Here is a 25,320-nt window from a genome sequence, read left to right as displayed (position 1 = left end):
CGCGGAAGTATCACTTATGCGTTCTTCATTTCTTCAATTTCTTGCTTTGTCATTTGTTCTCGCCAAATGTTTGCACCAAGCCCTTTAAGCTTGTCTACTATATTTTCATAGCCACGATCAATATGCTCAAGTCCGGTTACTTCTGTAATTCCATCCGCCATCAATCCTGCAATAACAAGGGCCGCTCCAGCTCGCAAATCACTCGCTTTCACTTTTGCACCTTGTAATAAAACAGGACCAGTTACGATAGCTGACCGACCTTCTACTTTAATTTGCGCATTCATGCGACGTAATTCATCAATATGTTTAAAACGTGCGCCATAAATCGTATCCGTTACAACACCCGTTCCATGCGCCTTTGTTAAAAGTGTTGTAAATGGCTGTTGTAAATCTGTTGGGAAACCTGGATATACAAGCGTTTTTATATCAACTACTTTTAATCTTCTATCACCGTTCACTGTAATCTGGTCATCATTCGTTTCAACTTGGACACCAGCTTCTCTTAATTTTGCAGTAACTGACTCCAAATGCTGAGGAATAACATTATCAACTGTTACTTCTCCTCCTGACGCAGCACCTAAAATCATATACGTACCCGCTTCAATACGATCTGGAATGATCGTATGATGACAACCGTGCAATGAATCCACACCATCAATTCGGATTACATCTGTACCAGCACCTTTAATGCGTGCTCCCATGCTAGTTAACAGTGTAGCTACATCAATAATCTCTGGTTCTTTCGCTGCGTTTTCAATAACAGTTCTACCTTTCGCTCGTACAGCTGCTAGCATAATATTAATCGTAGCTCCTACACTAACAACATCTAAATAAATACGTGCCCCTCGTAGTTCATCTGCTCTTAAATAGATAGCACCTTGTTCATTCGTAACATGTGCACCTAACGCTTCAAATCCTTTAATGTGCTGATCAATCGGCCTCGGTCCTAAGTGACATCCACCTGGAAGCCCAATAACAGCTTTTTTAAAACGGCCAAGCATCGCACCCATTAAATAATAAGAAGCACGCAATTTTTTCACTTTTCCATTTGGTAAAGGCATTGCAACCATGTTAGAAGGATCGACTACCATCTCTTCCTCCTGTCCATAAGTCACTCTCCCTCCAATTTCCTCTAGTAAGTCTCCTAACATTTTCACGTCCGAAATATTAGGGACACCACCAATAGTTACTGGAGTATCTGCTAAAATTGTCGCTGGAATTAGTGCAACGGCGCTGTTCTTTGCACCACTCACGCGAATTGTTCCATTTAAAGCTCTTCCGCCTTCAATTAGCAATTTTTCCATATTGAGCTCCCTTCTTGTGAATGTATTTACTTTCTATATTTTTATAGAAAGCTCCCCCTTAAGAATCTCAATTACTTTTCCATCCCAAAACTCAATAAATAGGAAACCATTATCTTCATTTCTCCTGTCATACAAAAAGATAAAGATTAACTATTTATCGAATTTACTTTATCAATTTAGATACGTTATCACATTTATTAATAGGACTATGCACATTATTTTCTATTTCAAAAACAAAATGATAAAATCTTTAGACTTGTTCACGCTTTCATTATACAACGAAAGGAAACCGTCTAAAAGAGTAGACGGTTTCCAAAACGGAATTTTATTCTTACGCTTTACCGTTAGAACCGAATTCGCGAATTTTACCAATAACAGTTGCTTTGATAGCGTCGCGGCCAGGTCCGATAAATTTACGAGGATCGTAAACTTCTTGGTCTTTGTTTAATACTTCACGAACAGCTTTTGTAAACTCAATTTGGTTCTCAGTGTTTACGTTGATTTTTGAAGTACCTAAAGAGATAGCTTTTTCGATATCAGCAGTTGGGATACCAGTACCACCGTGTAATACTAAAGGTACGCCAGTGAAGTCACGAACTTGTTCCATTTCAGCGAATCCTAAGTTAGGCTCACCTTTGTAAGGACCGTGTACAGAACCTAAAGCTGGAGCTAGGCAATCGATACCTGTTGCTTCAACAAGGTGCTTACACTCAGCTGGGTCAGCGTAAATTACGCCTTCAGCGATTACGTCGTCTTCTTGTCCGCCAACTGTTCCAAGCTCAGCTTCAACAGATACGTTACGAGCGTGTGCGTATTCTACTACTTTTTTAGTAGTTTCTACGTTTTCTTCGAATGGGTGGTGAGAAGCGTCGATCATTACAGATGTGAAACCTGCATCGATTGCTTCTTTACATTTTTCGAAGCTTGAACCATGGTCAAGGTGAATCGCTACAGGAACAGTGATGTTCATTTCTTCGATTAAAGCTTTAACCATAGCTACAACTGTTTTGAAACCAGTCATATGACGAGCTGCACCCTCAGATACACCTAGGATTACAGGAGATTTTTCTTCTTCCGCAGCAGCTAAAATAGCTTGAGTCCACTCTAAGTTGTTCATGTTGAATTGACCAACTGCGTATTTTCCTTCTAGTGCTTTGTTTAGCATTTCTTTCATAGAAACTAAAGGCATGGTGAATCCTCCTAAAAAACGTTTTTTGTATCCGATAAGTTCTTATCGCTGGTAGTATGACCAGAATAAGGTAAAATATGTATATCTACATACCGGACTTTTTTCTACACTCAATAGGATAACAACTTGTACTCAAAAACTCAACCGTATTCACCTGCACAATAGTCCATGTAAACGCTTTTTTCCATATTTTTTATAAAAAATTCATTTTTAAGCCTCTACAGCGAGCTCATTTCTCACCGCTTGACGAATTTCATCAATATCAAATGGTTTAGCAAAATGCATTAAAGCACCTAAATCTTTTGCTTCTTGGATCATATCAAGCTCTCCGTAAGCAGTCATTAAAATCACTTTAATACTCTCATCAATTTCTTTTACATGCTTTAAAATCTCTATACCATCCATACCTGGAATTTTCATATCTAACACAACTAAATCTGGATTATCTTTTTTCACGATATCTAAAGCTTGAAATCCATTCGCTGCTTGGAATGTCTGATAACCTTCTTTTTGGAACACTTCATGTAATAACACACGAATGCCATATTGATCATCAACGATTAAAATTTTCCCTTCCATAACTCCCAACCTTTCTGTGTAAGTACAAGATTTAAAGCTTCTTATATCTTAACGATTAATTTTCGCTATTCTTTACCAAATTCCTTCCTATTTCTTTCTTATTTTACCGTTTCCTATTTTGTTATGCCACCTTCGATTTCACCTTTCTAAAAAAATAAACTATAATGAAAGCCGGTAAACACGTACGAAGGGAGTAACATTATGTTAAAAATTTTTTCAACCCAATTAAGCGGTTATTTCTCAAGAGTTTCTCAAAAAGAGGAAATGAATATAGAAGATAGCGCCCGTCTACTTGCTCAAGCATTAGTTGGCGAAGGTTTCATTTATTTACATGGTACAAATGAAATGGAGGGCGTTGTTGCTGAAGCGCTATTCGGTACTGAACCAATGAAGCAAGCAAAACGATTATTTGAAAATGGTAAGGAAGTAGAAGTAACTTCTGCAGATCGTGTACTTCTTATTAGCCGTTTTTCAACAGATGAAGAAGTTGTAGCAATAGCAAAAAAACTTCAAGCAGATGGACACTCTATTGTCGGCATTTCTGCTATTCAAGAAGGCAATGAATCACTAGAACAATATACAGATGTACATATTGATACAAAACTGTTAAAAGGGCTTATTCCAGACGATGAAGGTAATCGCTACGGATTCCCAAGCTTAATGATAGCTTTATTTGCATATCACGGAATCAAATTTACAATCGATGAAATGTTAAATGAATATTAAAAAAAGCGCCCTATTTCAGGCGCTTTTTTATTACTTGCTCTCTTTATTCGTAATAGACGCTCTTACGAAGTCATGGAACAATGGTTGTGGACGGTTTGGACGAGAAACAAGTTCTGGGTGGAACTGTGCTGCTACGAACCAAGGGTGATCTTTTAATTCAACGATTTCAACTAAACGACCGTCTGGGCTTGTACCAGAGAATACAAATCCTGCTTTTTCCATATCCGGACGGAATTGATTGTTGAACTCATAACGATGACGATGACGCTCATATACAACCGGCTCATTGTAAGCGTTGTAAGCATTTGTTTCTTCAGCAAGCTTACATGGGTATAGACCAAGACGAAGTGTACCACCTAAGTCTTCTACATCTTTTTGTTCTGGTAATAAGTCGATGATTGCATAAGGTGTGTCAGGATTGATTTCAGAAGAGTTAGCTCCTTCTAATCCTAATACGTTACGTGCGAATTCGATTGATGCAAGTTGCATACCTAAGCAAATTCCTAGGAATGGAACTTTGTTTTCACGAGCATATTGAATTGCAACGATTTTACCTTCTACACCACGATCACCGAAGCCACCTGGTACAAGGATACCATCTGTGTCTCCTACTAATTCTTGTACGTTCTCTGCTGTTACGTGCTCAGCATTTACCCATTTCACTTCTACATCTGTGTCGAAAGAGTAACCCGCATGACGAAGTGCTTCTACAACAGAAATGTATGCATCTTGAAGCTCTACGTATTTACCAACAAGAGCGATTTTTGTTTTCTTAGAAAGGTTACGCACTTTTTCAACTAGCGCAGTCCACTCTGTCATATCTGCAGCTGGATTGTCTAATTTTAAGTGATCGCAAACGATTTGATCCATATTTTGCTCTTGAAGAGATAATGGAACTGCATATAAAGTATCTGCATCGCGTGCTTCAATAACTGCTTTTGTATCAATGTCACAGAATAATGCAAGCTTGTCTTTCATATCTTGAGAAACAGGCATTTCTGTACGAACAACGATAATATTTGGTTGAATACCTAAACTGCGAAGCTCTTTAACGCTATGTTGCGTTGGTTTTGTTTTCATTTCACCCGCTGCTTTTAAGTACGGGATTAACGTACAGTGAATGTACATTACATTGTCACGACCGATGTCGCTCTTAATTTGACGGATTGCTTCTAAGAATGGTAGAGACTCGATGTCACCAACAGTTCCACCGATTTCTGTAATAACAACGTCCGCGTTTGTTTCGCGACCAGAACGGTATACGCGCTCTTTAATTTCGTTAGTAATGTGAGGAATAACTTGAACTGTTCCTCCTAGGTATTCACCACGACGCTCTTTTTGAAGAACTGAAGAGTAAATTTTACCTGTTGTTACGTTGCTGTATTTGTTTAAGTTGATGTCGATGAAACGCTCATAGTGACCAAGGTCTAAGTCAGTTTCTGCACCATCATCTGTTACGAATACCTCACCGTGTTGGTATGGGCTCATAGTCCCTGGGTCTACGTTAATGTATGGATCAAACTTTTGAATCGTTACGTTTAAACCACGATTTTTTAAAAGTCTTCCAAGAGATGCTGCTGTAATACCTTTTCCTAGAGACGATACTACACCGCCTGTTACAAAAATATACTTAGTCATGAAAAAGCTCCCTTCTATTTTGCTGTTATATAATCACCGTTGCAAAGCGCAACGTATGTAGATAACACTGTATCCATCTTATTGTTAGACTCTTTTTATTTTCTAAACAAAAAACAAAAAAGAAAATTGCTCCCCTCATCACATAAAGTAATAAGTAGGGAGCAATTTTCTTTTATATTTACACTTTAAAAGTATTATCGTCCTTTTTTAAAGAGCCCAAAAATGATTCTACATGGACGATAATGAAAAGTCAAGAACTACAGTTCTTCCTCTTCTTCTTCTTCAGTTTCATCATACTCAAGTTCTTCTTCAGCGAAGTCATCTTCATCTTCGTCTAAATCATCAAGATCATCGTCGTCTCCGTCTTCGTCTTCAAGAACCTTGTCCAAATCTTCTACATCATCATCTTCGTCTTCATTTCCGTCTACATCATCAAAGTCATCTTCATCTTCGTCAATGTAGTCGTCAAAACCGTCTTCTTCAACTTTACGTTTCTTCTTCGGTTTTGGTTGAGGCAAGATTTCTTCATCAATTTGCTCGTATGGGTACCAGCTGCGTAGCCCCCAACGATTTTCTCCTAAATTAATGAAACGTCCATCGATGTTTAAGTCTGTATAAAATTGTGCGATTTTCGCATTAACTTGCTCTTGAGATAGTCCCAGCACTTGAGCGATTTCTTGAACCAACTCGTTGAATGTCGTTGCTTGTTTTTTATCCCCTAAAACGCTATGTACAACTTCAATCATTGAACATTCTTTTAGCTCTTCTGGTGAATATTGCTTAAAATCCACTTATGCGGCACTTCCTTTCATCAAATATAACCTTATATATAACGGCCTGCTTAAAAAAATCCATACTATTCATTATAAACAAAAGTCGCACAAATATGCTACAAAAAAAAACGGGAAACTTTTATGGGGTAGTAAAATTATAATTTGTGCATTCCTTATTTCGGAAGCATATGGGCCCCTTGTAATACATACCTAATTTGCATGTCTGTATATTCTTCGAGCGTATATAGCTTTTGCAGCGCCCAACGTCGAAATCCCCACATCTGTCCTTGTATAAAAATATTATGCGCAAGAAGCTGTATTTCTTTTTTATTTAATGTAAATGTTCCGTTTTCCGTACACTGTTCTAAAATATTCTCAAACATTCCTACCATTTGAAACTCCTTTTCTAATACGTACGGGAGTGATTCTTTCGGTAAAAAGCGTACCTCTTGATACATTATTAATACTTCTTCCTGCAATTCGTCCATCACTTTAAAATAATTCGTTATTGCTATCTTTAAACTTTCTACACTTCCTTTTTCCGTACAAACTACTTCCTCTAATCTTTCTTTTACATGTTCATAAATACTATCACAAACTAAATACAAAACATCATCTTTTGTACGAATGTATTCATAAAGCGTTCCAATACTAAATCCAGCTGCCTTTGCAATCTCTCTCGTTGTTGTACGCGGAAATCCTTTTTGTTTAAACAGTTGCACTGCACCTTTAATCATTTGTTCACGCCTTAACGCGACTAATTTTTCATCTTTCACTGATGCATGCACATTATGTTTAACCATCCCCTTCACCTCTCTATTATTTTTTGGAAGGAAAAAGCGTAGGAAAATACCTACGCCTTTGATCCTACTTCGTTAACATACGAGAAATTACGAGCCTTTGAATCTCTTGTGTTCCTTCATATATCTGTGTAATCTTTGCATCTCGCATGTATCGCTCTACTGGATAATCTTTCGTATAACCGTAACCACCAAATACTTGTACCGCTTCCGTCGTCACCTTCATCGCTGCATCACCTGCAAATACTTTTGACATCGCTGACTCTTTCCCATACGGAAGCCCTTCCGATTCCAACCAAGCTGCTTGATATGTTAGAAGACGCGCCGCCTCCACATCCGTTGCCATATCTGCAAGTTTAAAGCCAATCCCTTGCTGCGCCGCAATCGGCTTCCCAAACTGATGACGCTCTCTTGCATATTCTACGGAAGCATCTAAAGCCCCTTGTGCAATACCAACCGCTTGCGCCGCAATACCGTTACGGCCACCATCTAATGTTTGCATCGCTATCTTAAACCCTTGTCCTTCTTCCCCTAGTAAATTCTCTACAGGAATACGACAATCTTCGAACATAATTTCAGTTGTTGGTGAAGAGCGAATCCCTAATTTACTCTCCTTCTTCCCAACTGAAAATCCTGGTGTATCACTTTCCACTATAAATGCACTCGTGCCACGCTGCTTCGATTCAGGATCAGTTAATGCGAAAACAACATAAATATCAGCAATACCACCATTAGTGATAAATATTTTTGATCCATTTAATACATAATGGTCTCCATCTCTTTTGGCGATCGTCTTCATTCCACCAGCATCCGATCCAGACCCTGGCTCCGTTAAGCCGTACGCACCAATTTTCTTTCCTTCAGCCATCGGTCGTAAAAATGTTTGCTTTTGCTCTTCTGTTCCAAATTTAAAAATTGGCCAACCAGCAAGTGAAGTATGTGCAGACAATGTTACACCTGTAGAAGCACATACGCGTGATAATTCTTCAATAGCAATTACATACGCCAAGTAATCGCTTCCAATTCCGCCGTATTCTTCAGGCCACGGAATTCCGGTTAAACCAAGCTCTGCCATTTGATCAAATAGCGCTCGATCAAACCTCTCTTCTTCATCACGTTCAGCTGCTGTCGGTGCTACTTCGTTCTTAGCAAAGTCCCGAACCATTTTTCTTATCATTTCATGTTCTTCTGATAGTTTAAAATGCATGCCCGTCTCCCCCTTGTGCTTTTATAAAGCCCGGCTAATAACAAGTTTCTGTATTTCACTCGTCCCTTCATATATTTGCGTGATTTTCGCATCACGGAAAAATCTTTCTACTGGATAATCTTTCGTATAACCGTAGCCACCAAATACTTGCACTGCTTCAATCGCAACTTCAACAGCCGTTTTAGAAGCGAATAATTTCGCAATAGATGCTTCTTTACCACATGGTAATCCTTGCGCTCTTAGCGATGCCGCCCTATATACGAGTAATCGCGCCGCTTCTACGCTAGTTGCCATATCTGCAAGTTTGAAGCCAATCCCTTGCTGCGCCGCAATTGGCTTTCCGAATTGCTCACGTTCTTTCGCATAATCAATCGCACATGCAAGCGCCGCTTCAGCAATACCTAATGCTTGCGCCCCAATTCCAATTCGTCCAACATCTAAATTCGCCATCGCTACCTTAAATCCTTGTCCTTCTTCACCAAGTAAATTCTCAGCCGGTACCTTCATATCCTCGAACGTAAGTTGTACAGTGCGAGAACCGAGCAGTCCCATTTTATGCTCATCTTTACCGATAATTAAGCCTGGTGTATCTTTCTCTACTATGAATGCAGAAATCCCACTCTTTCCTGCCTCTGGATTTGTAGAAGCGAATACAATATATGTACTTGCTTCACCACCATTTGTAATGAACACCTTCGATCCATTAATAATGTAATGATCGCCTTTCTTCACAGCTCTTGATTTCAAACTTCCTGCATCCGATCCTGCATTTGGTTCTGTTAATGCAAATGCACCTAAATATTCACCAGTCGCAAGTTTAGAAACGTATTTCTCTTTCTGTTCTTCTGTTCCGAAATATAAAATCGGGTTCATTCCAACTGACGTATGTACAGCTAAAATTACACCAACTGTTGCGCTTACCTTTGAAATTTCTTCAATTGCTAAAATGTAAGAAATAAAATCCATTTCTGCACCACCGTATTTTGCAGGCGCTGGAATTCCCATTAATCCAAGCTCACCCATCTTCTGCAAAATCTCTTTTGGGAACACCCCTTGTTCCATACTAGGAACAAAGGGAGCAATTTCCTTCTGTGCAAAATCTCGAACCATTTTCCTCATCATTTGCTGCTCTTCATTAAAACGAAAGTTCATATACTCCGCCTCCATTTGCTATATAACCTTTTAACAATTTGGTAAGACCACTATTTTGTAACAAAGGGGGATTTATTCGTAAACGTAGAAACCACGACCTGTTTTACGTCCTAACCATCCTGCATTTACGTACTTACGTAGCAATGGACATGGGCGATATTTACTATCACCTAAACCTTCATGCAACACTTCCATAATGTATAAACACGTGTCTAAACCGATAAAATCAGCGAGCGTTAGAGGACCCATCGGGTGATTCATACCAAGTTTCATTACTTCATCAATTGCTTCTTTCGTCGCTACACCTTCATATAACGTATAGATTGCTTCGTTAATCATCGGTAATAAAATACGGTTCGATACAAATCCTGGGAAATCATTTACTTCAACTGGTACTTTGCCAATTTTCTTCGTAATATCCTCAATTGTTTCGTATACCGCATCATCTGTAGCCAAACCACGAATAATTTCAACAAGTTTCATAACCGGAACCGGATTCATAAAGTGCATACCGATTACTTTTTCCGGACGTTTCGTTACCGCGGCAATTTCTGTAATTGGCAAAGATGACGTATTTGTCGCTAAAATTGCGTGTTCTGGAGCAATTTCATCTAAATTTGCAAAGATTTTCTTTTTAATATCCATTTTCTCGACAGCTGCTTCGATAATAAGATCCGCTTCCTTCACACAATCTAAATCAAGCGTTACTGCAAGACGGTTTAATGTCGCTTCCTTTTCTTCTTCCTTCATGCGCCCCTTTTCTACTTGGCGTGCTAAGTTTTTCGTAATAATAGCCAATCCTCTATCTAATTGCTCCTGTTTTAAATCTTGTACCTTCACATCGTATCCTGCCATTGCACATACTTGTGCAATTCCTGATCCCATTTGTCCTGCACCAATTACAACAATTTTTTGTACACTCATTTCTTCTTCCCCCTTAATTTTCAATAAACTATATACCGTCTAATCTTAATTAGTGAACTTCAATCATCACTGCATCACCTTGACCACCACCGCTACAAATCGAAGCAATTCCAATTCCGCCGCCGCGTTGCTTCAGTGCATGGATTAGTGTAACGATAATGCGCGCTCCGCTTGCTCCAATCGGATGCCCCATCGCCACTGCGCCGCCATTTACATTCAATTTTTCTGGGTCAATTCCCGCAATCTCTGTACTTGCAATTGCTACTGCTGCAAATGCTTCATTAATCTCGAATAAATCGATGTCTTCAATTGTCTTGCCTGTTTTTTCAAGCAATGCGTTAATTGCATAACCTGGCGTTCTCGGGAAATCTTTAGACTCCACTGCAATTGCTGTATGTGCCAAAATTGTCGCTAACGGCTTTCTTCCTTCTTGCTTCGCTCTGTCTTCGCTCATTAATACAAGTGCAGCACCACCATCATTTAAGCCTGGTGCATTACCAGCTGTCACTGTCGCTGTTTTATCAAATACAGGTTTTAATTTTGCTAACTTTTCAATTGTTGTATCCGCGCGTGGCGCCTCATCCTTTGCAACAACAATAGGATCGCCTTTTCTTTGCGGAATCGTTACTGGCACGATTTCCTCTTCAAAACGTCCTTCATTATGTGCTGAAACCGCACGCTGGTGGCTACGATATGCCCATTCATCTTGCGCTTCGCGAGAAATTCCATCTTCCTTCGCAACTTCTCCGCCATAAACACCCATGTGTATACCTGAAAATGCGCATGTTAAACCGTCAGCAATGTTTAAATCAACGACTTCGTTGTTGCCCATTCTGTATCCCCATCTTGCTCCTCGTAAAATGTAAGGACTGTTACTCATCGACTCCATACCACCAGCTACAATCAATGATTGATCGCCAGTACGAATAATTTGATCCGCTAACGTAACCGCACGAAGCCCCGATGCACAAACTTTATTCACTGTTTCCGTCTGCACTTCCCAAGGGATTCCAGCAGCCCTCGCCGCTTGGCGCGATGGAATTTGCCCCTGCCCACCTTGAATAACCGTTCCGAATATAACTTCCTCAACATCACTAGCAGAAACATTTGCTCTTTCAAGCGCCGCTTTAATTGCAATCCCTCCAAGTTCTGTTGCTTTTACATCTTTTAAAGATCCTCCAAATTTCCCAACCGGTGTTCTTGCTGCACTTAAAATAACTGTTTTACTCATTCCTCTTTCCCCCATTTCCTTTTATCACTGAGCGGGCGCTCGGTGTTCCTACGTTGAGAAGAGGTGCAATCATTGCACCTCTTTCTAAAGTTGTATGCATTCCTACAAACTAGATTGCTTCTTTCTTCTGTCCAATCACTGAGCGTTCTAAAATCTCTGTTACATCGAGAGTTTGAACTTTCTCTTCAACTTCTTTCGCTTTCGTCCCATCACTAATCATCGTTAAGCAATACGGACATCCTGTACCGATAATGGATGGCTGTACAGCTAATGCTTGTTCTGTACGAGCAACGTTAATGCGTGAACCTGTTGTTTCCTCCATCCACATTAAGCCACCACCTGCTCCACAGCACATTCCCGTTTCACGGTTACGTGCCATTTCTACAAGATTCACACCAGGAATCGCTTTCAAAATGTCACGCGGGGCTTCGTATACTTCGTTGTATCTTCCTAAGTAGCAGGAATCATGGTACGTAACTGTTTCCTCAATAGCGTGAACCGGTTTTAAGCGTCCTTCTTTCACCCACTGAGCTAACAGTTCTGTATGATGATAGACTTCTGCTTGCAAGCCAAAGTCCGGATACTCATTTTTAAATGTGTTATAAGCATGAGGGTCAATCGTAACGATTTTCTTCACTCCTGCTTTTTCAAATTCCTCGATATTTTTTGTCGCCATCTCTTGGAAGACAAATTCATTTCCAAGGCGGCGCGGTGTATCTCCAGAGTTCTTTTCCTTATTACCGAGTATCGCAAATGAAATGCCTGCTTCGTTCATCAACTTCGCAAACGATATCGCAATCTTCTGACTACGATTATCATATGATCCCATTGAACCAACCCAGAATAAATATTCGAACTCCTCGCCAGCTTTCGATTTTTCTTTTACAGTTGGAACCGTTACTTCATCATCACCTTGGCGCCAAGTTTCACGCTCTTTACGGTTTAGACCCCACGGATTCCCTTGACGCTCGATGTTTGTCATCGCACGTTGCGCTTCCGCATCCATTTTTCCTTCTGTTAAAACGAGATAGCGGCGTAAATCAATAATTTTATCAACGTGCTCATTCATAACCGGACACTGATCCTCACAGTTACGACACGTTGTACAAGCCCAAATCTCTTCTTCTGTAATAATATCTCCGATTAAACTTGGATCGTAAGCGAGTGTTGCAGCCGCTGATTCTTGTTGCCCTTTCCCAGCCGCCATCATCGCTAACTGATTTCCTTGTGTATTATTAAAAGCAACTACTGGAACCCAAGGCGCTTTTGATGTTACTGCTGCTCCTTTGTCAGTTAAATGATCGCGAAGTTTTAAAATTAAATCCATCGGCGATAACATTTTCCCTGTTCCTGTTGCCGGACACATATTTGTACAACGACCACACTCTACGCAAGCGTATAAGTCAATAAGCTGATTTTGTCTAAAGTCTTCGATTTTACCAACACCAAATGTTTCTTGTGTTTCATCTTCAAAGTCAATCTTTTCAAGTTTCCCTGGATTTGAAAGACGGCCGAAGAAAACGTTAGCTGGTCCAGCAATTAAATGCGCGTGTTTCGATTGTGGAACATAAACTAAAAACGTTAACAAAATTAGTAAATGCACCCACCAAGAGAAATAGAACACAGAAATGGCTGCGGTTTCATTTATCCCCGAGAAAACGTAAGCGATTGCAGAAGCGATTGGCTCACTCCATGAAAGCTCCTCGCCATGCCATATAATTCCCATTCCATTACCGAGTAGCACAGAAATCATTAAGCCACCGATAAAGATAAGAACAAGACCTGATTTGAAATTACGTTTTAAACGAACTAACTTTTCAACATAGCGTCGATGAAAAGCCCAAAAGACTGCAATTAAAATAACAAGTGTGACAATTTCCTGGAAGAATGTAAATGCAGGGTATAGTGGTCCAAGTGGAAGATGTGATCCTGGTGCGAGTCCTTTCCAAACGAAGTCAATTGCTCCAAATTGGACAAGAATAAATCCGTAAAAGAACATAACGTGAATAATGCCGCTCTTTTTATCTTTCAGCAGCTTTTTCTGACCGAAAACATTGACCTTAAGGAGATCCCAACGCTCTTTAAAACGACGGTCAAATTCAATCTTTTTTCCTAACTGTATGTAGGCCATCCTCGTTCGTATAAGATACACAAACAAATATCCCGCATAAGCAATAACAGCAATGGCAGCCAGCCAATTCATGATCAGTAAGCTATTCATTTTTATGCTACCCCTCTCTTTGTAAGCCCTCTTTCTTTTTTAGAATCTTCAAAAACATATAATTTTCTGAATTTTATCCCCTACCTTCATTATATAATGAGTGAGCATTCAGTCAACAGTTTTTTGTTATACAACAACATATTTTTTAATAAAGCTGTTTATTTCGGTGAAACTATAAAGTGAAACTTTAATCATTAGAAGTTATTTACTCCCTACTAATTATTAGCCCACAAATAACCGGATAAAATGAATGTTTGATTTATAAAAAACAAATGGTGAAAAGACCGTGAAGGAGGGAATTTACTCATGTTCTTCTTACCTCTCTTATTAATAGGTATTGCTCTCTGGATTGTAATCGATCTTTCTTATGGGAGAATTGTTCATTTAAGGCGTGTACGTTCTCGTTCTTTCCCTTTACGTCAAAGTGATTTTCACCTTTATACATACGGAAAAGATTTGTATGACACTCTATTTACTGATATAAAACAGGCGAAACACCATGTGCATGTTTTGTTTTTCATTGTAAAAAACGATAAAATCAGCCGAGAATTTTTAAAGTTACTTATTGATAAGGCAAAGGAAGGAATTGAAGTAAGACTTTTACTCGATAGATTGGGAAGCCATCATTTATCAAACGAGGCCGTTCGCTCCCTGCAAAAACATGGTGTCTCTTTTTCATTTTGTCACAAAGTAAAGTTTCCTTTTCCTTTCTTTTCTGCAAATCAAAGAAACCATAGAAAAATTACAGTTATCGACGGGAAAATTGGTTACATTGGAGGATTTAATATTGGTGAAGAGTATTTGGGACATAATGAGCGGTTAGGATTATGGAGGGACTATCATTTACGTCTTACAGGCGAAGGAGTACAAGATTTACAAAAGCAATTTTTACATGACTGGTTTGATGATACAAACCAAAATTTATTGGACGCTTCTCTTTATTTTCCGAAACAGCAACCCGGTACTATCGAACATCAATTTATTCCAACTGATGGTGCCTATTTACAACATACTTTTTTACATTTAATTGAAGGTGCAAAAAAGGAACTCTTTATCGGTACACCCTATTTCATTCCTGGAAGAAAAATTATGAACGCATTATTAGAAGCTCGAAAACGCGGGGTTCAAATCACGATTCTCGTTCCAGAAAAAGCGGATCACCCCCTTGTTCGAGAAGCAAAATTCCCATATTGCCGAAAGTTAATACAAGCTGGCTGTAATATTTACGCATTTCAACAAGGTTTTTTTCACGCTAAAGTTATTATAGTTGATGACTATATCTGTGATATCGGAACTGCAAACTTTGATATGAGAAGTTTATATATTAACCATGAAATCAACTGCCTTTTATATGATGAACATTTTATACAAACAGTAAAAAATAAATTCCACGAAGATCTAGAAAATGCGTCATTACTTTCCTTGAAAGATGTTAGTCCGAATTCTCTCATTAATAGAGGCAAAGAATGGATAGGAACAATACTTGCTTTCTTCCTATAGGAAAGATAATGCATAAAGGAGATGTATTCATTATGATTATGCGTTTCGGATATGTCTCACATGCAATGGCACTCTGGGACTGTTCTCCGGCTAAAACGATGACATTTACAAGCTTTCAAAAGCTTAGTAAACAAGAACGAGAAGATAAATTATACGATGTTACGCGGCAGAATCTTGAGCATACAATACGTATTCTTCACTACAATATAGCGCATGAAATTCCATTATATCGCTTATCTTCTTCCATCGTCCCACTTGCAACACATCCCGAAGTCGAGTTTGATTACATCGGATTGTTCACACCGCTTTGGCGTACAATTGGGGCATTAATTAAAGAACATAATTTACGAGTAAGTTTTCACCCAAATCAATTTACGCTATTTACAAGTGATAAGCCACACATTACAACTAACGCTATTACAGATATGACCTATCATTATAAAGTATTAGATGCAATAGGCATTGCAGATTCTTCTTATATTAACATCCATGTAGGTGGGGCCTACGGAAATAAAGAAAAAGCGGTTGAGCGTTTCCATGAAAACATAAAAAAACTTCCTGCACATATAAAGAGGCAAATGACACTTGAAAATGATGATAAAACATATACAACTGCTGAAACTTTATCTATTTGCCAAAAAGAAAAGATCCCATTCGTATTTGATTATCACCATCACATGGCAAATCTTTGCGAGGAACCGTTAGAAGAGTTACTTCCTGCAATTTTTGAAACTTGGTCACATACAAATATTGTTCCTAAAGTTCACATTTCCTCTCCTAAATCAAAAAAAGAATTTAGGGCTCACGCGGAATATATTGATTTAGAGTTTATTAAACCTTTCTTACACGTTGCAAAAAAAATCAATCATAATTTCGATATTATGATTGAAAGTAAACAGAAAGATTTAGCGATGCTGCAATTCATACATGAATTATCCTCTATAAGAGGGGTAAAAAGAATAAGTAGCTCAACATTACAATGGTAAATTGTAATGTTGAGCTATTTTTTTCAAAAAAAGTAATTTTTTTAGTAAAAAACACCCTATTTTATATGCTATGATTGGAATTAGCATTTTCCACCTGTGATTCAACTTTATTGAAACGGAGTCATAATATGATTAATCAAAAAAAATACGTACACTTTGTCATAATGTACATAATTATATTTTCTCTTTGGATATTTCTTATCCCTAAGGACTTAAATATAAAAGAAATTGGAATTCTCTTCTTATTTTGTTTCGCTACACTCTTTTCTTGCTATTGCCTATATAAAGCAATTAAGAAAATGAAGCGCGGTGACAAATTATTTTGGGTTTTGGTACTATGCACTTGCCTATGTGGATTGACAATGGAGATAACTCTATTTCTTCATTCACTTTCTATATATGACCAAGTCATATTCTCATATAAGGCATTGCCCTTTTTTATCGTACAATATATTTTGCTCTTTTCTGGCTTTGCTATAAAGTTCATAAAACATTACTCTATTAGAGGACTAGCTCAATTTTCATTCGATAGCATCTTTATCGTTATTATGAATATTTATTTTACCTTAACTTTTATTTTGGACATTTCAAGCTTTCGTATGTTAACAACAGATACCTGGGTTTTAATTGGATATTTTATTGCACAATCATTAGTAATCTACGCCGTAATTAGTCTATATAGAAGAGAAGAATATTCTTCTAGCAGAATTTCATTAATTATCGGCTTTACTATTATACTCGTGTACGGATATATACACCTGTTTCAATTAAACGCAGGGATAAAACCTTCTTCTGAAGTCTCTTACTTAATACATACTGCTTCGATTTTATTAATTGGTTTGTCATCCATACTATATATTTTAGATAAACCAATACAGCATGAAACGAAAACAAAATATTATCGGTTTGATTATGTGCGCTTTATATTACCTTATTTTAGTATAATCATTACTTTTTCTTTTATTATCTTTCAACCTTGGGATGATAAGTTCATGTTGATCGGTCTAGTATTATCTCTTATCTTATTATTCTTACGACAACTTTATATGTGGAAAGATAATCAGGCACTAATCGATACATACGAGCAGTTGACTACACAACTAGAAGATAAAGTAGAAGAAGGTGCATCTGCGTTATCAAAAAGTGAACAACGTTATAAATCTTTATTCGAAGATCACCCGGATGCTGTTTTCTCTTTAAATATGTATGGTATTTTCCAGCAGTCTAATACAGCTTGCGAAAGCTTATTTACTGCCTACTATTGTGAAGTAGAAAGCTATTCCCTTTTACACTTTATTGACTTAAAAGACCATGATTTACTAAAGAAAGCTTTACAACTAACGAAAGAAGGTAGACCACAAACTTTAGAAGTTCGCACAAAGGAAAAAGAAGGTTACTACTATTACCTTCACATTACACTCATCCCTACTTTCATAAACAAGGAAGTTGTCGGGATGTTTGGCATAGCACGTGATATTACAACTTTATATGAAAAACAAAAACAAGTAGAACATTTAGCCTTTCATGATGCACTTACTGGACTACCAAATCGCCGTAAGTTCGAAAAGGATTTAAAAAATATTTTAAATACAGCTCAAACTAGCGCAAATGATGTTGCCGTCATGTTTCTTGATTTAGATCGATTCAAAAAAATTAACGATAGACTCGGTCATGACGTCGGAGACTTGTTATTAATTGAAGTAGCAAAACGATTACGCAGTTGCCTACGTTCAAAAGATGTCGTTGCTCGCCAAGGCGGAGATGAGTTTACAATTCTATTACCAGATATGTACTCAGAAAAAAGTGCAGCCTTTATAGCTGAACAGATTTTAACCATTTTAAACAAACCATTCTTCATTAAAGATGAAGAACTGTCTATTACGCCAAGTATCGGAATTGCAATGTACCCTGATTGTGGAACTGACGTAACAGAATTAATGAAAAATGCTGATATGGCTATGTATCGCGCGAAAGCAAATGGTAAAAATCGATTTGTTTTCTTCTCAAAAGAAATGAGTATCGCTCAAAATGAGAGTAACTTCTTAGAAGGAGAACTTTCAAAAGCATTACAACAAAATGAATTTTTCCTTGAATACCAGCCGCAAGTAAGCACAAAAACAAAACAAGTTATTGGTTTTGAAGCATTAATTCGTTGGAAACATCCAAAGCTCGGTATCGTATCCCCAGCCCAATTTATCCCTCTAGCAGAGGAAACTGGATTCATTATTGAACTTGGAAATTGGATTTTACGTACTGCTTGCTTAGAAGCGAAAAGATGGCATAATCAAGGTTTCTCTCACTTAAAAGTCGGTGTAAATTTATCTGTAGTTCAATTTAATCATGCAGATTTAATCCCAACTATTTCAAAAGTTTTAGAAGAAACAGAGTTAAAACCAGAAGCACTAGATATCGAAATTACAGAAAGTATCGCCATTAACCAAAATCAATCTGTAGTTGCAAAACTAGAACAACTTCAAAATCTCGGTATTCAAATTTCAATTGATGACTTTGGAACTGGTTATAGTTCTTTAGCTTATTTAACAAAATATCCAATTAATACATTAAAAATTGCTCGAGAATTTATTTGCGGAATTACAACTAGTCCTTTAGAGGAAGCGATTATTTCTTCCATTATTACACTATCAAAAGAACTAAATTTAGAAGTTATCGCAGAAGGTGTAGAAACCGAAGAACAATGGAAGTTTTTATATGAGCAAAACTGTGACCACATTCAAGGATTCTTTATTAGCAAGCCCGTTTCTAGTAAAGACGTTTGGAGGTTACTCCACAAAAAAACAACCGTCTAAGTAAGACGGTTGTTTTTTTAATATTCAAAAGGTAGGTCCGAAGCTAATTGTACCTCTTGATCATTATGAGAAATTACTTGGCTTTTCTCTAAAGCTGTATCTGTTAATGAAATACCCCATGCCATTGCTAACGTTAATAAACTACCAATAAGTAATTTTTTCATATTCCATCACCCACATTTTTTCTTTTAATATATCATGAAAATTTATCCATGCCGTATGCAATTATGCATATCCATTTTTTAGGGTTATTCATTGATTGATTTTATTTACGATTGCCTCTTTATATGCATGCATTTCTAATATATCAAAAAAGAAACTTGCTTTCTTATATGTATCTTCAATCTCTGCCTCATCATACTCCAACCTTTCTAGACATTCACCTCTTTGATAGTACAGCTGCCCAATTAATGCCATACTATTAATTCGGCAAGATATTTCAATCGCCTTATTCACTTGATATAAGGCTTGTTCATATTGATTATCTAAGTATAATGCTTTTGCATGATTATATCTTACCTTCACGTCGAATTCTTCATTATCATGCAATGACTCTAATTGTTTCAATATACCTTCAAATAACTCAATACTCTTCTTAAAATAGCCATTTTCAGCATAAATATTTGCGATTGCATTTTCTATATAGAGGTTTTGGTATACATCTATTCCAGCTAATTGTTGGTTTAACAATTTTTTCAATTCTAAAATACAATATTCGTAATCAATTTTCTTCAACATGTAAGCTGCTACATGATATTGCCATTGAAGAAACTGCTGGAATTCGGGATGATATTCTTCCTTTTTCAGCTCATTCCATACTCTATTATAAATCTCTTTATATTTTTTTTGCTTACATAGCGTAATGACTTGATCTTTAAACTGCTTTTTTCTCTCAATATCTGAATAAATGAGTACCTCATAAAAATGAATAATGGGAACTTGTAACTTTGCTGCAATACCTTGCAATATATCCATACTTGGGTATACTGCGCCTGATTCAATTCGGCTCACTTCCGATTGATGACATATGTTCTCTGATAACTGTTTTTGTGTTAATCCCCGCATTACCCTAATTTTCTTAATTTCACTTCCTAATTTTTCTGCGTGCATACTTACTCACCATCCCATTATAACAATATAATTTGTTAAGTTGTCATACCACTACAATAATGTGAGTTCGACAATTTTTGACATGAAATAATGCATAATATATATAAAATTCGGCAAATTCTTCATACAATTCGTCTCACATATAATAATAGATTAGTGGTTTTATAAATAAATTATAGAAGATTCGTCCGTGCCTTCGTTACATTCGGTCTTCTTTTTCCTTTATTAGCAGTAGCAGAAGTTATTCACACCCAAGAATTAGACAGAAATGAAGTAAAATTTGAAATTACTTAGCCTAATTTAACGCTTAAAAAATTACACAACCTCAAAATGATACGAAAAAAACATACTGAAAAAGTATTTAAAAGGTGAGATAAATGAGGCAGAAGCTCAACAAAAGTGAATGACAACTGAAATGAATATAGATTCCCAACCTACAAATAAAGCAACAAAAGAAAATCAAACCGAAGCTCGCCTTGCACAAACATATAAAAACTATAAAGTATATGGCCAAGATCTCATTGTAAAAGTAGATAAAAATGGAGTAATCACAACTATTAGTGGTAAAGTTGTCCAAAACTTAGATCAACAACCTAATCTTACTATAACAAATTTTTTGTCGAAAAATGAAGTAAAATCTAAATTACACGATATACTTCAAACCCTGAGCGATGTGACTGTGACGAAACTCTCTATTGAAATACTTGTTTATAAGAAAAAAGAAGCTTACCACTCATAGGTAAACTTCTTTTCATATCCATCCCTTTTCTTCTGCAATTGTAATGGCCTCAATTCTATTTTTCGCATCGAGCTTCGTTAATACTTCAGAAATATAATTACGCACTGTGCCAGGTGAAAGATAAAGTGTCTTCGCAATTTCATTTGCCGTCTTTCCTTCTTTCGCGAGTAGCAATACTTCTTTTTCACGATCTGATAACGGATTTTGCTCCTGCCATAAGCCGAACATTAAATCTTGAGAGACTTCTCGCTTTCCTTTCATTACGTTACGAATCGATGCAGCTAAATCTTCACTCGGGCTATCCTTTAATAAATATCCTTGTACGCCAGCTTTCATTGCTCGTTCAAAATAACCAGGACGCGCAAATGTTGTTAAAATCATTACTTTACATGCTGATTTTTCTTTCTTTAATGTTTCCGCAACATCTAATCCGCTTTGAATTGGCATTTCAATATCCATAATGCTTACATCAGGTTGTAACGATTCAATTAGTTTTAGTGCCTCTTCCCCGTTCGCAGCTTGCCCAATTACTTCGATATCATCTTCTAGATCAAGCAAGGCTCCTAATGCACCACGAAGCATCCGCTGATCTTCTGCAATAATAATTCGAATCATGCCTTCACCTCATCTTTTCCTGTTCTAATAACAACTGGAACTTTTACTGTTAATAGTGTTCCTGGATTAATCGTACCCAGTTCAACAAATCCATCAATAAGAGCGATTCGCTCCTTCATACCACGAATACCATTCCCATCGTGATTTTGATCCGCTAAACCAATTCCGTTATCTTCTACTGTCAAAATCAATTCACCTTGTAATTCTCGTACAGAAACTATGCACCGCGTCGCCTTACTATGCTTTACAACATTCGTAACAGCTTCACGTAAACACATTCCTAAAATATTTTGTTCAATGGGTGATAGCGAACTTGCACTCGTTTCTTGTTTGATCTCTAATTCAATATTAGCAGCTTGTAAGATCGCTTTTATTTGCTCAAGCTCTTCTTCTACCGTAATCATGCGCATATCAGAAATTAATTCCCTTAGCTGTTTTAAAGCAGTTCGAGATGTTTGTGTAATCTCCTTTGCTTCCGTACTTGCGCGCTCTGGATTTTTGACGATTAGCTTTTCAACAAGCTGACTTTTTAATGTAATAAGAGATAGCGTATGCCCGAGCGTGTCATGAAGGTCCCTTGCAATACGCTGCCTCTCTTCACGTTTTACTAAGTCCTTAATTTGCTCGTTCGCTTCGTTTAATTGATTTCTTAACATCTTTTTCTGATTAAAATTGCGCATACCAAATGGTGTAAGAAGCATTAAAATAAACATCGGAACGATATTTACTAAACTTGTCGGTGTTAGTTGATTCATATTTATAAATACAAATACTCCAAGCACTACAACTAACAAACATAGTAATATCCGAAATACTTTCTTACTTGGTGCAAACCCCATTGCACTTGCTGTGAAAAAGCCAAAGAATATCATGAAGGGATTATAAAATAAAGCAAATAAAAGCGTAAGTATCATTTGAATACAAGCCCACAAAATGAACGTCTTCTGAACAAAATAAAGTTGACGGTATGTGATCATGAAAATTATCAACATACCGCTTCCTATTACAAGCTTCCATCCCGATACTTGTGTTAAATTATAAATTGGAAATAACAAATAAACGAGCCACATATACGGAAAGAATCCCATATGTTTCGGAAAAATCTCAATCCTCTTCTTCTCTGTCATTTATACCGCTTCCTGTCTTTTTCTTATATATATTGATACTACAACAAATATAAGGAAATAGCCTCCTAATACCGCGATATTTTCCCAACCAATTGATTTTCCAGCTACAATATCCCATGCACCACTTCCGAAGTGATATGTTGGTGTCCATTCACCGATAGATCTTAATATTTTCGGGAATACTTCGATTGGCATCCATAGACCGCCAATTACAGCTAAACTCATATTTAAAATATTCGCTAAACCCGCTGCTGCATCCGCCTTCTTAATAGAACCTATTACTGTTCCTAATGCTAAAAATGGTGTTACACCTAACAACAACCATAATCCAGCACCAATCCATTGCCCTACCGTTAACTCAACATGATTAATTAATATTCCTGCAATAAAAATAACTAAGATTGAAAAAGCATTTACTACTGTTTGAGCGATGATCTTTGCTGTTATATACGCTCCCTCTGGAAGTGGTGTAATTTTCAACAAATGTGTCCACCCTTGCCCTTTTTCCTGAGAAATCCTTACACCGAAACTAAAAAGTGCTGTCCCTACAATACTAAACGTCGCCATTGAGATTAAATAATGCGCTTTCCACGCATCTCCGTTTTGTGGCACTTGAATAACATTAGTGAAAATGTAGTAAAACATAACTGGCATTAATAATGAGAAAAAGATAAATAATTTATTGCGGAACGTACGTAAAATTTCTATTTTGCATTGCATCCATAAAGCTTTCATGCGATTTCCCCCTTCTGATTTGCGACAAACTGTTCAAATGCTTCATCAAGACTTCCACGTTCAACTGAAATATTTGTTACAGGTAAGTTCTTTTCATAAATTGCTTTTAAGGTTGCATCCGTATCTTCAGTTATTAAAGTGAAGTGACCTTCGTTTGATTGTACTTCTGTTACGCTTGGTAACTCTTTTAATAATTTTGCAGGAATACGTTCCTTCGAATAAAATGTAATTGTTTTTCGTGAAATCGTCGCTTTCATCTCATCTGGTGTACCATCTGCGATAATCTTTCCATTTGCAAACAGTAAAATACGATTCGCCAATGCATCCGCTTCTTCTAAATAGTGCGTCGTTAAAATAATTGTTTTCCCTTCACTTGCTAACTTTCGAATCGTTCCCCAAAACGTTCTTCGAGACGTAATATCCATTCCAACCGTCGGTTCATCTAAAAATAGCAAATCTGGATTTCCTGCAAGTGCGAGTGCAAAATTTAACCTTCTCTTTTGACCTCCTGATAATTTCTCACATCTTTGCTTTCGTTCCGATTTTAAATTCGATAACTGTAGCAACGTTTCTTTCGCTACCGGATTCGTATAATAACTACGGAATAACTCAATTGCCTCTTCCACTGTAATGCTATCAATGACACTTACTTCTTGTAACATCGCGCCGAGTCTATTACGAACATCTCTATGCTTTGGACTCTTTCCAAATATAGAAACCGTTCCTTCCGTCGGATCCTTTAATCCAAGCATCATCGACATCGTCGTCGTTTTCCCTGCACCATTCGGTCCAAGCAATGCTACGATTTCTCCTTTATTCACATGAAATGAAACGTTATTTACTGCTTTTATATGTTTAAATGTTTTAGAAACACTATTTACTTCAATAATCTTTTCCATCTCTCCACCCCCGCTGTTTCTTATATTTACATTGTATTCCTTGGAAAACTTAGGAAACAGTATGATGCGTCATGACATCGATATGACAATTGTCATGTATTCTTTATGAGAGGAATCAATCCGCCATACTGCAAGCGAGTAGCAGGACGAAAATAAACATGATACAATCGGGTAAGATATATATTCGAGGAAGGACAGTGGTTTTCATGATTATTCGTAATGAACAAGATTTAGAAGGCTTACGAAAAATCGGCCGCATCGTTGCGCTTGCACGTGAAGAAATGAAAAAAGAAGCGAAGCCAGGCATGACAACGAAAGAGCTTGATTTGATCGGTAAAAAAATATTAGATGAGCATGGTGCTATTTCTGCACCTGAAAAAGAATATGATTTCCCTGGCGTAACTTGCATCAGTGTAAACGAAGAAGTTGCTCACGGTATTCCAGGTGATCGTGTATTAAAAGAAGGCGACCTTGTAAATGTCGACGTATCTGCAGCACTTGATGGTTATTATGCAGATACAGGTATTTCATTTGTACTTGGAGAAGATGAAGCAAAAGAAAAGCTTTGCCAAGCAGCTGTTGATGCCTTTTGGGCAGCAATGAAAAAGGTGAAAGCTGGTTCAAAACAAAACCAAATTGGTCGTGCCGTTTCAAACTTTGCACATAAAAATGGATACAATGTTATTCAAAACTTAACTGGTCACGGTATTGGTCTTAGCTTACATGAAGCACCAAACCACATTTTAAGCTATTTTGATCCAATGGATAATGCGCTTCTAAAAGACGGTCTTGTTATCGCTGTAGAGCCATTCATTTCTATGAAAGCTGATCATATTATCGAACGTGGCGATGATGGTTGGACATTCGTTACACCTGATAAAAGCCTTGTTGCACAATGTGAACATACAGTTGTCGTAACACGCGGCGAACCGATAATTTTAACAGAAATATAAAAAGAACCGCTTCTTAATAGGGAGCGGTTCTTTTTACATACTATTTTGAAAAGAAGCAATACGGTTGAACTCTTTTTCATTTACGTATATAATTTTTAACGAAGG

The 25,320-nt window shown here is 37.3% G+C and carries 22 protein-coding genes and 1 pseudogene; 6 read left to right on the top strand and 17 right to left on the bottom strand.

Annotation, left to right across the window (positions count from 1 at the left end):
* Positions 1-14: 14 nt before the first annotated feature.
* The 3 genes from murA to spo0F all read right to left on the bottom strand — a co-directional run bounded on the left by murA (position 15) and on the right by spo0F (position 3,072).
* Positions 15-1,304, bottom strand: coding sequence for a UDP-N-acetylglucosamine 1-carboxyvinyltransferase (gene murA / locus FH036_RS18085; RefSeq protein WP_000413260.1), 1,290 nt, complete (start codon positions 1,302-1,304; stop codon positions 15-17).
* A gap of 331 nt (positions 1,305-1,635) precedes the next feature.
* A complete protein-coding gene (locus tag FH036_RS18080; RefSeq protein WP_001131850.1) occupies positions 1,636-2,493 on the bottom strand; it encodes a class II fructose-bisphosphate aldolase in 858 nt (285 codons plus the stop codon).
* A 210-nt stretch (positions 2,494-2,703) separates the two neighbouring features.
* A complete protein-coding gene (gene spo0F / locus FH036_RS18075) occupies positions 2,704-3,072 on the bottom strand; it encodes a sporulation initiation phosphotransferase Spo0F (RefSeq protein ID WP_000398594.1) in 369 nt (122 codons plus the stop codon).
* Between the two features lie 201 nt (positions 3,073-3,273).
* Between spo0F and FH036_RS18070 the strand changes: the two genes are divergently transcribed.
* The gene (locus tag FH036_RS18070; RefSeq protein ID WP_000912424.1) at positions 3,274-3,798 is read left to right on the top strand and encodes a DUF2529 domain-containing protein; all 525 of its coding nucleotides are present in this window, start codon (positions 3,274-3,276) and stop codon (positions 3,796-3,798) included.
* A gap of 30 nt (positions 3,799-3,828) precedes the next feature.
* Here FH036_RS18070 and pyrG read toward each other — a convergent pair whose 3' ends face one another.
* The 8 genes and pseudogenes from pyrG to FH036_RS18030 form a co-directional block, all read right to left on the bottom strand.
* Positions 3,829-5,436, bottom strand: coding sequence for a CTP synthase (gene pyrG, locus FH036_RS18065; RefSeq protein ID WP_000170453.1), 1,608 nt, complete (start codon positions 5,434-5,436; stop codon positions 3,829-3,831).
* Positions 5,437-5,693: 257 nt separating this feature from the next.
* On the bottom strand, positions 5,694-6,227 hold the full coding sequence (gene rpoE, locus FH036_RS18060) for a DNA-directed RNA polymerase subunit delta (protein WP_000346275.1): 534 nt from the start codon (positions 6,225-6,227) through the stop codon (positions 5,694-5,696).
* Positions 6,228-6,382: 155 nt separating this feature from the next.
* On the bottom strand, positions 6,383-7,012 hold the full coding sequence (locus FH036_RS18055; protein ID WP_000238604.1) for a TetR/AcrR family transcriptional regulator: 630 nt from the start codon (positions 7,010-7,012) through the stop codon (positions 6,383-6,385).
* Positions 7,013-7,076: 64 nt separating this feature from the next.
* Positions 7,077-8,216 carry an acyl-CoA dehydrogenase AcdA gene (acdA, locus tag FH036_RS18050; RefSeq protein ID WP_000545533.1) on the bottom strand — a complete coding sequence of 380 codons (1,140 nt, stop codon included), beginning with the start codon at positions 8,214-8,216 and terminating at the stop codon, positions 7,077-7,079.
* Positions 8,217-8,237: 21 nt separating this feature from the next.
* Positions 8,238-9,368 (bottom strand): acyl-CoA dehydrogenase, encoded by a 1,131-nt coding sequence (locus FH036_RS18045; protein WP_001011168.1) that lies wholly within the window; start codon positions 9,366-9,368, stop codon positions 8,238-8,240.
* A gap of 72 nt (positions 9,369-9,440) precedes the next feature.
* On the bottom strand, positions 9,441-10,292 hold the full coding sequence (locus tag FH036_RS18040) for a 3-hydroxybutyryl-CoA dehydrogenase (protein WP_000116031.1): 852 nt from the start codon (positions 10,290-10,292) through the stop codon (positions 9,441-9,443).
* A 49-nt stretch (positions 10,293-10,341) separates the two neighbouring features.
* A pseudogene (locus FH036_RS18035) lies at positions 10,342-11,623 on the bottom strand (acetyl-CoA C-acetyltransferase).
* Between the two features lie 9 nt (positions 11,624-11,632).
* Complete coding sequence (locus FH036_RS18030; RefSeq protein WP_001086786.1) at positions 11,633-13,744, bottom strand: (Fe-S)-binding protein; 2,112 nt, start codon at positions 13,742-13,744, stop codon at positions 11,633-11,635.
* A gap of 306 nt (positions 13,745-14,050) precedes the next feature.
* Here FH036_RS18030 and cls point away from each other — a divergent pair, with 306 nt between their 5' ends.
* The 3 genes from cls to FH036_RS18015 all read left to right on the top strand — a co-directional run bounded on the left by cls (position 14,051) and on the right by FH036_RS18015 (position 19,037).
* Positions 14,051-15,244 (top strand): cardiolipin synthase, encoded by a 1,194-nt coding sequence (gene cls, locus FH036_RS18025; protein ID WP_070807230.1) that lies wholly within the window; start codon positions 14,051-14,053, stop codon positions 15,242-15,244.
* 32 nt (positions 15,245-15,276) lie between these two features.
* Positions 15,277-16,230 (top strand): UV DNA damage repair endonuclease UvsE, encoded by a 954-nt coding sequence (uvsE, locus tag FH036_RS18020; protein ID WP_000605892.1) that lies wholly within the window; start codon positions 15,277-15,279, stop codon positions 16,228-16,230.
* Positions 16,231-16,358: 128 nt separating this feature from the next.
* Positions 16,359-19,037 carry a DUF4084 domain-containing protein gene (locus tag FH036_RS18015; protein WP_139896047.1) on the top strand — a complete coding sequence of 893 codons (2,679 nt, stop codon included), beginning with the start codon at positions 16,359-16,361 and terminating at the stop codon, positions 19,035-19,037.
* 17 nt (positions 19,038-19,054) lie between these two features.
* Here FH036_RS18015 and papR read toward each other — a convergent pair whose 3' ends face one another.
* Complete coding sequence (gene papR / locus FH036_RS18010) at positions 19,055-19,201, bottom strand: quorum-sensing peptide PapR (RefSeq protein ID WP_000734741.1); 147 nt, start codon at positions 19,199-19,201, stop codon at positions 19,055-19,057.
* 88 nt (positions 19,202-19,289) lie between these two features.
* Positions 19,290-20,147, bottom strand: a complete 858-nt coding sequence (gene plcR / locus FH036_RS18005) for a transcriptional regulator PlcR (protein ID WP_000542922.1) — start codon at positions 20,145-20,147, stop codon at positions 19,290-19,292.
* Between the two features lie 415 nt (positions 20,148-20,562).
* Here plcR and FH036_RS17995 point away from each other — a divergent pair, with 415 nt between their 5' ends.
* Entirely contained in the window at positions 20,563-20,886 is a 324-nt protein-coding gene (locus FH036_RS17995) for a bacillolysin (RefSeq protein ID WP_139896052.1), read from the top strand.
* Positions 20,887-20,898: 12 nt separating this feature from the next.
* On the opposite strand, the gene FH036_RS17990 is transcribed toward FH036_RS17995, so the two are convergent.
* The 4 genes from FH036_RS17990 to FH036_RS17975 are packed head-to-tail and all read right to left on the bottom strand — an operon-like array spanning position 20,899 to position 24,262.
* Complete coding sequence (locus FH036_RS17990) at positions 20,899-21,501, bottom strand: response regulator transcription factor (RefSeq protein WP_098670904.1); 603 nt, start codon at positions 21,499-21,501, stop codon at positions 20,899-20,901.
* Positions 21,498-22,628, bottom strand: coding sequence for a sensor histidine kinase (locus FH036_RS17985; protein ID WP_139896046.1), 1,131 nt, complete (start codon positions 22,626-22,628; stop codon positions 21,498-21,500). Before FH036_RS17985 ends, FH036_RS17990 begins: the two co-directional genes overlap by 4 nt.
* A complete protein-coding gene (locus FH036_RS17980) occupies positions 22,629-23,363 on the bottom strand; it encodes an ABC transporter permease (protein WP_061131882.1) in 735 nt (244 codons plus the stop codon). It lies immediately after the preceding gene.
* Entirely contained in the window at positions 23,360-24,262 is a 903-nt protein-coding gene (locus FH036_RS17975) for an ABC transporter ATP-binding protein (RefSeq protein ID WP_139896045.1), read from the bottom strand. The genes FH036_RS17980 and FH036_RS17975 overlap by 4 nt, the downstream gene beginning before the upstream one ends.
* 158 nt (positions 24,263-24,420) lie before the next feature.
* Here FH036_RS17975 and map point away from each other — a divergent pair, with 158 nt between their 5' ends.
* A complete protein-coding gene (gene map, locus FH036_RS17970; RefSeq protein WP_139896044.1) occupies positions 24,421-25,215 on the top strand; it encodes a type I methionyl aminopeptidase in 795 nt (264 codons plus the stop codon).
* Positions 25,216-25,320 lie beyond the last annotated feature (105 nt).

The sequence above is a fragment of the Bacillus sp. CD3-5 genome, from assembly GCF_006349665.1.
Taxonomy (GTDB): domain Bacteria; phylum Bacillota; class Bacilli; order Bacillales; family Bacillaceae_G; genus Bacillus_A; species Bacillus_A paranthracis.
Note: the sequence above shows the minus strand (reverse complement) of the source record. Positions and strands in the feature narration are given on the sequence as shown.